Genomic DNA, 9124 nt, shown 5'->3' with positions numbered 1-9124 from the left:
CATGACGTTGACGACGACGAGGCCGATGACGAGCGCGAGGGTCGAGACGACCTCGAAGTAGAGAGCCAGGATCAAACTCTCAAGTTGAAGAGTTAGATCTCAGCTGATCACAACATAAACGGAGTGCTCACATCCGTCTCACCCGCGTTTCCACGAATGAACGGTGAGCTTCCGAAACGTCGGTCCAGCGTCATACTCTCACGGCTCGGCCTCTCGACCGAACCCGCAAGGACATGAACAAGCCGCCCGCGTTTCTCTTTCTCGATATCTACTTGTCAAAGAGCGCGAAGCCTRCACCCAAGGTGCAATCTTCCGCCGCCGACGCGCCATCGTCCCGGTTGCCCGGCCCGATCAGCCCCGTCTTCAGCGAGTGGTCCGCGGCGGTCCCGTTCACGCAGCGACCGCAGTCGTTGTCGGGAGGTCCGCCCGAGCGGTCCGTGGCGTCTAGAGCCGGCGAACCGTCCTGTCAACCGTCATCCGATCGACACATCCGGGACACGAAGGACAGCGATCGTCCGATCCAGTCGCCCGGATCAGCGTGCCGCCCNGCCGGCGAACCGTCCTGTCAACCGTCATCCGATCGACACATCCGGGACACGAAGGACAGCGATCGTCCGATCCAGTCGCCCGGATCAGCGTGCCGCCCATCAGTCACGAAGACCGTCGGTTCGCTGTGCCGCCCAAGTGRTGGGCCGCGGCGCCCCGTCGGTGACGTGCTTCTACGAGGGCACACCGCCCCCGTCAATCGGAAAAACGAGAAAAGTKCGAGAAAGCCCGCCACGGGCCCGCCTGACGCCGCTTCGCGCGGGCGAGCGTCTTGTAGTGGCGGNAGCCGGCGAACCGTCCTGTCAACCGTCATCCGATCGACACATCCGGGACACGAAGGACAGCGATCGTCCGATCCAGTCGCCCGGATCAGCGTGCCGCCCCATCAGTCACGAAGACCGTCGGTTCGCTGTGCCGCCCAAGTGGTGGGCCGCGGCGCCCCGTCGGTGACGTGCTTCTACGAGGGCACACCGCCCCCGTCAATCGGAAAAACGAGAAAAGTTCGAGAAAGCCCGCCACGGGCCCGCCTGACGCAATCGAAGCCCCGTCGCCGGAAGGGGCGTACCCTTCCGGCGAATGAGGTCCGGACCGTCCGCGTCAGGCGGCACGGACGTTGGCGAGGAAGTCCTCCACTTCGCTGCGCAGCTGCTGCGATTGCAGCGCGAGCTGGTCGGAGGCGCCGGCGACACTGGAGGCGGCGTGCCCGGCCTCGTCTGCGGACTGCGCCACCGCGACGATGTCGGCGGTCATCTCGCTGGTGCCGGTCGAGGCCTGGACCATGGAGCGGACGATCTCCTGGGTCGTGGCACCCTGTTCCTCTACCGCGGCGGCGATGCTGTTGGTGACGCGGTTGATCGCCTCGATCTCTCCGGTGATCATCTGGATCGCCTGCGAGGCCCCTTGCGTCGCCGCCTGGATCGCGCCGACCTGCTGGGCGATCTCGCTCGTCGCCCGCGCGGTCTGTCCGGCGAGCTCCTTCACCTCCGCGGCGACCACCGCGAAGCCGCGGCCCGCCTCCCCGGCGCGGGCCGCCTCGATGGTGGCGTTCAGGGCCAGAAGGTTGGTCTGGCTGGCGATGGTCGAGACGAGATCCACGATGTCGCCGATGCGGGCGGCGGCGGTGGCGAGCGCCGTCATGGTCTGGTCCGTGCTCGCCGCCCCCTGGACGGCGCGCGCCGAGAGGCCGGCGGCCTGCTCGACCTGACGGCCGATCTCCTCGACGGTGGCGCCGAGTTCCTCCGCCGCCGAGGCGACGGCGTTGACGTTGCCCGCGGTCTGGTGGGCGGCGCTCGCCGCGCTGCTGGAGCGGCGCGAGGTGTCCTCCACAGTACCGCGCATGATGCCGGACGAGGCCTGGAGTTCGCCGACCGCGCCGGACAGGCGCTCGACGATGCCGCCGACGGTCGATTCGAACCGGCCGGCGAGGTCGCGCAGCATCGCACGCCGGGCCTGCTCCTCGCGCAGGCGCTGAGCCTCGGTGGTCTGGAGCTGCTGCGCCGCGTCCTCCAGCGAGACGTCGCGGATCGTCGCGACGGCGCGGGCGATGTCGCCGATCTCGTCGGCGCGGCGGCTGCCGGGCACCTCATCGACGGTCTGACGGGCGGCGAGTCGTTCGAGCGCCCGCGTCAGGGCGCCGAGCGGGCGCACGATCGAGCGGGCGAGCCACAGCCCGATCACGGCGGTGCCGAGGAGGACGATCAGGCCGATGACCGCGAGCGTCACCGAGAGCGACCGGACGGCGGCCACCGCCTCGGCCTCGCTCTGCTCGGCGATGACGCTCCACGGCGCGCCGAGCACCGAGACCGAGGCGACCGCCGCCATGGTGCGCCCGTCCGGGCCGGTGAAGTCGAAGCTGTTGCCCCCAGCGATCTGCGCCTTCTCGATGCCGAGCGCGGAGAGCGGCGCGCCGGCCTTGATCCCGCCGCTCAGCGGCGTGCTGCGCAGGAGCCCGTCCGGGCCGGCGGCGACGACCTGCCCGGTCTGACCGAGGCCGTCGCGCTTCATCAGCGAGCGGTCGAACAGGGCCGGCGTGACCCGCATGACGATGAAGCCGACCCGCTCGGCGGCCTGCGCCGTGCCCATGGCGACGTTGGCGCGCCGCGTCACCGGGCGGCCGATGAAGGCGGAAGCGCCCTCCCCTGCCGGATAGGCCGAAAAATCCTCGAACAGCACCGCGTCCGCGTCGCCCGCTTTCAGGCGCTCGAAGAGGCGGGCGAGGCCGGTGTCTTTCAGCGGCGGCTCGGCCAGGGACCCGGCGAAGTCGGCGTCCTTGCGGGTGGTGTAAACGACGCGCCCGGCCTGATCGACGAACAGGAGGTCGGCGTAGCCGTCATGGGCGACGATCTTGCGGGCGGCCTCCTGCACCTTGGCGTGGCGGCGCCCGTACATCGTGCCGGTGGCGGCGCCGTCGAAGGCGAGGCGCGCGTCCGCGCTCGGTAGGTCGCGGATCGCTTGCAAAACCTTCTCGGTGTCGGGCTTAGCCAGATCGAGGTTCTCGACCAGATCAACGAAATTCGAGGCGATTTGCGGGTTGGCCGCCGCGACCTCGAAATCGGTGCGCAGGCGTTCGGCGGTCAGCTCGACGCTGTCCTTGCGCAGGGAGGCGGCGAGTTGAAGGCGCTCGCGCGCCGCGTCGAACAGGCCATCCTTGGCGGAGGACCAGCTGAAGCCGCCCATGGCCGTCGCGCTGAGCAGGGCGAGCCCGATCATCGCGGCGGGCAGGCGGGCGCTGAGTTTCGACAGGGAGAGCATGGGAGGCCTTGGGGGTGAAACGGTCCTCAGCCTTGTTACATTTGTAAATTTTAAGAAGGCCTAAACCCTCCCCAGACCTCTTCTGCTATCGCCCAAGTCGGAAAAAGTACCGCGCAACTGAGAGTTTGACGATCAACAGGTGTGAAGGATACCACCGGTCAGCGAGAGGTGCGGAACACCTGCAAGTCGAGATCGCGAACTTTCTTGCGCAGGGTGTTGCGGTTGACGCCGAGCAGCTCGGCAGCGCGGATCTGATTGCCGCGGGTGGCGGCGAGCGCCGCGCCGATCAGCGGGCCTTCGATCTCCCGCAGGATGCGGTGGTAGAGGCCGGGCGGGGGCAGCGTGTCGCGGTAGCCGGAAAAATAGTCGGCGAGGTGGCGCTCGACCGCGCCCGACAGGGTCTCGTTGTCGGAGGCGCCGTTCTTGCGCGCCGTGCCATTGGCGGCGGCGGGCTGGGCCAGCGGCAGGGTGTCGAGTTCGGCCTCGATCACCGGACCGGTGATGGTCTCCTGCGGGTAGAGGGCGGCCAGACGCCGGACGAGGTTTTCCAGTTCGCGCACGTTGCCGGGCCAGCGGTAGCGCTTGAGCCGCTCCATGGCGTCGCCGTCGAGCGTCTTGCGGGTCAGGCCCTCGCGCTCGACCAGCACGAAGAAGTGGCGGATCAGGTCGGGCACGTCCTCGGCGCGCTCGCGCAGGGCCGGCAGGCGCAAGGGGACGACGTTGAGGCGGAAGAACAGGTCCTCGCGGAAGATCCCTTGCTGGATCGAGACGCGCAGGTCCTTGTTGGTGGCCGCAATGATGCGGACGTTGGTCTTGATCGGCACGCGCCCGCCGACGGTGGTGTACTCGCCCTGCTGAAGCACGCGCAGGAGCCGGGTCTGGGCCTCCATCGGCATGTCGCCGATCTCATCGAGGAACAGCGTGCCGCCCTCGGCTTGCTCGAACCGTCCTGCCGAGCGCGACAGCGCTCCCGTGAAGGCGCCCTTCTCGTGGCCGAAGAGTTCGGATTCGATCAGGTCGCGCGGGATCGCCGCCATGTTGACGGGGACGAACGGGCCGGTGCGGCGGCGTCCGTAATCGTGGAGCGCCCGCGCCACCAGTTCCTTTCCGGTGCCGGACTCGCCGGTGATCATCACGGTGAGGTCGGTCGGCATCAGGCGGGCGAGCGCCCGGTAGATCTCCTGCATGGCCGGCGAGCGGCCGACCAGCGGGATGTCCTCGTTCTCCGGCCCCGCCCCGGGCGCGGGCGTCCCGCGAGGACGGGACAACGCCCGACCGACGATGGCAGTCAGCTCCTTCAGGTCGAAAGGCTTGGGCAGGTATTCGTAGGCGCCGCGCTCGGAGGCGCGGATCGCCGTCATGAAGGTGTTCTGCGCGCTCATGACGATGATCGGCAGTTCGGGCCGCACCCGCTTGATGCGCGGCAGCAGGTCGAACACGTTCTCGTCGGGCATCACCACGTCGGTGATGACGAGATCGCCCTCCCCTTGCGCGACCCAGCGCCAGAGCGTGGCGCAGTTCGAGGTGGTGCGGACCTCGTAGCCCGCCCGCGACAGCGCTTGGTTGAGCACGGTGCGGATCGCTGCGTCGTCATCCGCGACGATGATGTGGCCGTTGGGCATGACTCTCGAACTCAACGCTCCGCGGCCGATTCGCGCCCGTCACGGGCGCTCGACATGGGAAGCAGGATACGGAAGGCAGTTCGGCGGGGAACGGGATCGCACTCGACGATGCCCCCATGATCGCCGACGATCTTGGCCACCAATGCAAGTCCGAGGCCGGAACCTTGAGCTTTGGTGGTTACGAAGGGATCGAACAGGTCGCTCAGCATGTCGGGCGGGATGCCCGGCCCGTTGTCGCGGACCGCCACCTCGATCGGCAGGCTGACGCGCTCGCGCGAGCCCGGCACCTGCAGGCGCAAGCCGGTGCGGAAGGCGGTCGAGAGGGTGATCTCGCCCTCCACCGTGTCGGTGCCGATCGCTTCCGCGGCATTCTTCACGAGGTTGAGGATCACCTGGATCAGCTGATCGCGGTTGCCGAGCACGGGGGGCAACGAGGGATCGTAATTCTCTATGAAGCGGATGTGACGGGCGAAGCCGCTTTGCGCCGAGCGCTTCACCTGATCGAGCACGCCGTGGACGTTGACCGGCCCGCGCTCCACCGGGCGCTCCTCGCCGAACAGCTCCATCCGCTCGACGATGCGCACGATCCGGTCCGACTCGTCGCAGATCAGCCGGGTCAGCACCCGGTCCTCGTCCTCGCGGTCGAGTTCCAGCAGTTGTGCCGCGCCGCGGATGCCGGCGAGGGGGTTCTTGATCTCGTGGGCCAGCATCGCGCCGAGCGCGATCATCGAGCGGGCGGCGCCGCGATGGGTGAACTGGCGGTTCATCTTGTCGGCGATGGTGCGCTCCTGGAGCATGAGCACCACCGAGTCGTCCTCGTCACGCAGCGGCGTGGCGAAGACATCGACGCTGCGCTCCGCACCCGAGCGCGGCTGGATCAGCTCGACGCGGTACTCGGCGACCGAGGAACGGCGGCGGCGCACCTCGGCCACCAGCGCGATGATCGGCGAGGCGAACGGGATGATGTCGCGCAGGCGCCCCCGCAGCATCACCTTGGCGGAGGCATCGAAGAACAGTTCGGCAGCGTGGTTGACCCGCAGGATGCGCTCGTCCGGGCCGATGGTGAGCACCGGCAGCGGCAGCGCGTTGAGAACGGCTTCGGCCGCCGGCAGGGAGGCGGGATCGGGCTCGTCGCCAGAGAGGCTCATGCTGTGGCTTATGGGACTCATGCGGCCTCGCCCATCGTCGTGCCGGAGGATGCCGGGTCGAGAAAGGCCCGTCGAAGCAAGGTCAGGGCCTCCGCCGGATCCGCGGTGGTGACGAGGCGGCGCCGGTCGCTCAGGTTCAGCGCGCCGGGGCCGGCGGCGTCGGCATAGGCCGCCAGATGCTTGCGGGCGTGGCGCGCGCCCATCGCCGGCCCGTAGAGCGCGATCAGCCCCTCGTAATGCTCTGATGCCGCCGCCGCCCGCGCCTCGGCGGAGAGGGGCGCGACCGGGCGACCGGCGAGCCCCGCCGCGATGGCGCCGACGAGCCAGGGCCGGCCGACCGCCGCGCGCCCGACCATGACGCCCGCCGCGCCCGAGGCCGCGAGGCAGGCGCGGGCCTCCTCCAGGCTCGTCACGTCGCCGTTGGCGATCACCGGCAGGCGGGTCGCCGCGACCACCGCCCGGATCGCCGACCAATCGGCGTTGCCCTTGTAGAATTGCTGCCGGGTGCGGCCGTGGACGGTGATTCCGTTCAGGCCGAGCGCCTCGGCGCGGCGGGCCAGCTCCGGCGCGTTGAGGCTGGTGTGGTCCCAGCCGAGCCGCATCTTCACCGTGACCGGCACCGTCACCGCCGCGCGCACGGCAGCGAGCAGGCGGGCGGCATGGTCGAGGTCGCGCATCAGCGCGGAGCCGGATTCACCGCCGGTCACGGTCTTGGCCGGGCAGCCCATATTGATGTCGATGGCGTCGGCGCCGTTGGCGACCGCGATGCGGGCCGCCTCCGCCATCGGTTTTTCCGCAAAGCCGGCGAGCTGGACGACGTGGGGGCTGACGCCCTGCCCTTCCGCCCGCACCTGCGATTCGGCATCGCCGCGAGCGAGTTCGGCCGCCGCCACCATCTCGGAGACGACGGCGCTCGCCCCGAGCCTCTGGGCGATGCGGCGCATATGAAGGTCGGTGACGCCCGACAGCGGAGCGAGCAGCACCGGCGGCGAGCCTGCGCGCCGGACGTCCGCGGAGCGCAGGGCGCTCAAATAATGGTCAGGCTTCATTCTGCCCAATAAGTAGCCAAAGCCCGGCCGGACGCAAGCGCCGCCTGCGTTTGCCTCTGGACATTCCGACGCATATGAGCCCTGCACTCCAGGCTTTCCCCAACCAAAATCAATCGAGGCTCGACCATGTCCGACAGCGCCGCGCGGCTTCAGGTGGCCGCTGTCGTGGTGGCGGCGGGCAAGGGTCTGCGCGTCGGCGGCGACCTGCCGAAGCAATATCGCCGGGTCGGCGGGCGCGCCGTCCTGACCCGGACGTTGGCGGCTCTGGCGGAATCGCCCCGCATTGCCCGCATCCAGCCGGTGATCGCCCCGGACGCCGCCGATTTCTTTCGCGAGTGCGTCGCCGAGTTGGAGCCCACCCATCGCGGAAAACTCGCCGAGCCGGTGCCCGGTGGAGCGACGCGCCAGCAATCGGTCGCCGCCGGACTCGAAGGGCTGGCACGCGTTCGCGCGCCCGATCTCGTGCTCGTGCACGATGCCGCCCGCCCCTTCGTCGACGAGGCCCTGATCACCCGCGCGGTCGCGGCCGGGGCCGAGCACGGCGCGGCGGTGCCGGGGGTCGCCGTCTCCGACACGATCAAGCTTGTGGAGGAGATCGCGCCCGGCATCGGCCGCGTCCACGAGACGCCGGCCCGCGAGAACCTGCGGGCGGTGCAGACCCCACAGAGCTTCCGCTTCGGCCCGCTGCTCGACGCCCACCGCCGGGCGGTGGCCGAGAATCGCGACGGTTTCACCGACGACGGGGCGCTCGCCGAATGGGCCGGGCTCGGGGTCGTGGTGTTCGAGGGCGACGCCCGGAACCGCAAGATCACCCAGGCCGCGGACCTGATCGAGGCGGATCGGGCTTTCTCGGGGAGCGCGCCCGCGATATCTGATGGCCCCATGACGACATACGTGACCCGCCTCGGCACCGGCTTCGACGTCCACGCCTTCACCGAGGGCGACCATGTCTGGCTCGGCGGCATCAAAATCCCCGCCGACCGCGGCGTGCTCGCCCATTCCGACGGCGACGTGGCGCTTCACGCGCTGACCGACGCGCTGCTCGGCGCCATCGCCGACGGCGACATCGGCACCCACTTTCCGCCCTCCGACGAGAAGTGGCGCGGCGCCTCCTCCGACCAATTCCTGGCCCATGCCTGCGAACTGGTGCGGGCGCAGGGCGGCAGGATCGACCATCTCGACATCACCGTCCTGGCCGAGGCGCCCCGCATCGGTGCGCATCGCGAGGCGATCCGGGCGCGCATCGCCGAGATCGCGGGCGTGCCGCTGACCGCCGTCTCGATCAAGGCGACGACCACGGAAAAGCTCGGCTTCGTCGGGCGCGCCGAGGGCCTGGCCGCCCAGGCCGCGGCCACCGTGCGCCTGCCCGAGGTCGAGGTGGACACCGGCACCGAGACCGCCGAGCGCCGCGCGTGATCGAGGACGCCGCGCTCCTCGCCCGCGCCGAGGCGCTGGTGAAGGCGTACGCGGCGGCGGGCAAGAGAATCGCGACCGCCGAATCCTGCACCGGCGGCCTCGTCGCTGGCCTGCTCACGTCTGTCCCCGGCTCTTCGGCGGTGGTGGATCGCGGCTTCGTCACCTATTCGAACGAGGCCAAGACCGATCTCGTCGGCGTGCCCGCCGCCCTCATCGCCGCCCACGGCGCGGTGAGCGAGCCGGTGGCCCGCGCCATGGCCGAGGGCGCGCTCGGCCGTTCGCTGGCGCACGCGGCGGTCTCGATCACCGGTATCGCCGGCCCAGGCGGCGGCTCCGCGGACAAGCCGGTCGGGCTCGTCCACTTCGCCTTGGCGCTCAAGGGCAGCACGACTCGGCATGTCGAACGCCGCTTCGGCGATCCCGGCCGGTCGGAGATCCGGCGGTTGGCGGTGGAGCAGGCGTTGGAGCTGCTCGAACGGGCGGTTTGATTTCGTTTCCGGTCGGGCGCATCCGACGCCACCGCTCTCCCCTCTCCCCGCACGCGGGGCGAGGGGATGCGCGGGGCTCTGGGCTGATCAATCACATACGGTAG

At 69.9% G+C, this 9124-nt stretch carries 6 protein-coding genes; 2 read left to right on the top strand and 4 right to left on the bottom strand.

Features of this window, described 5'->3' with window-relative positions; translation table 11 throughout:
* Nucleotides 1-1143 precede the first annotated feature (1143 nt).
* From ASG52_RS18545 to dusB, 4 genes are all read right to left on the bottom strand, one after another.
* The gene (locus ASG52_RS18545) at nt 1144-3297 is read right to left on the bottom strand and encodes a methyl-accepting chemotaxis protein (RefSeq protein ID WP_056246540.1); all 2154 of its coding nucleotides are present in this window, start codon (nt 3295-3297) and stop codon (nt 1144-1146) included.
* 158 nt (nt 3298-3455) lie between these two features.
* Nucleotides 3456-4919: a nitrogen regulation protein NR(I) gene (gene ntrC / locus ASG52_RS18540; protein ID WP_056246536.1), complete on the bottom strand. Its 1464-nt coding sequence runs from the start codon at nt 4917-4919 to the stop codon at nt 3456-3458.
* A gap of 11 nt (nt 4920-4930) precedes the next feature.
* On the bottom strand, nt 4931-6067 hold the full coding sequence (locus ASG52_RS18535; protein ID WP_056246533.1) for a two-component system sensor histidine kinase NtrB: 1137 nt from the start codon (nt 6065-6067) through the stop codon (nt 4931-4933).
* Between the two features lie 17 nt (nt 6068-6084).
* The gene (dusB, locus tag ASG52_RS18530; RefSeq protein ID WP_056246532.1) at nt 6085-7116 is read right to left on the bottom strand and encodes a tRNA dihydrouridine synthase DusB; all 1032 of its coding nucleotides are present in this window, start codon (nt 7114-7116) and stop codon (nt 6085-6087) included.
* Nucleotides 7117-7242: 126 nt separating this feature from the next.
* On the opposite strand from dusB, the gene ASG52_RS18525 reads away from it, so the two are divergent.
* Both ASG52_RS18525 and ASG52_RS18520 read left to right on the top strand, forming a co-directional pair.
* Nucleotides 7243-8532, top strand: coding sequence for a bifunctional 2-C-methyl-D-erythritol 4-phosphate cytidylyltransferase/2-C-methyl-D-erythritol 2,4-cyclodiphosphate synthase (locus ASG52_RS18525; protein ID WP_056246527.1), 1290 nt, complete (start codon nt 7243-7245; stop codon nt 8530-8532).
* Nucleotides 8529-9020, top strand: coding sequence for a CinA family protein (locus ASG52_RS18520; protein ID WP_056246524.1), 492 nt, complete (start codon nt 8529-8531; stop codon nt 9018-9020). The genes ASG52_RS18525 and ASG52_RS18520 overlap by 4 nt, the downstream gene beginning before the upstream one ends.
* Nucleotides 9021-9124 lie beyond the last annotated feature (104 nt).

Source organism: Methylobacterium sp. Leaf456 (assembly GCF_001425465.1).
Classification (GTDB): domain Bacteria; phylum Pseudomonadota; class Alphaproteobacteria; order Rhizobiales; family Beijerinckiaceae; genus Methylobacterium.
This window is presented reverse-complemented; position numbering and strand designations above follow the sequence as displayed.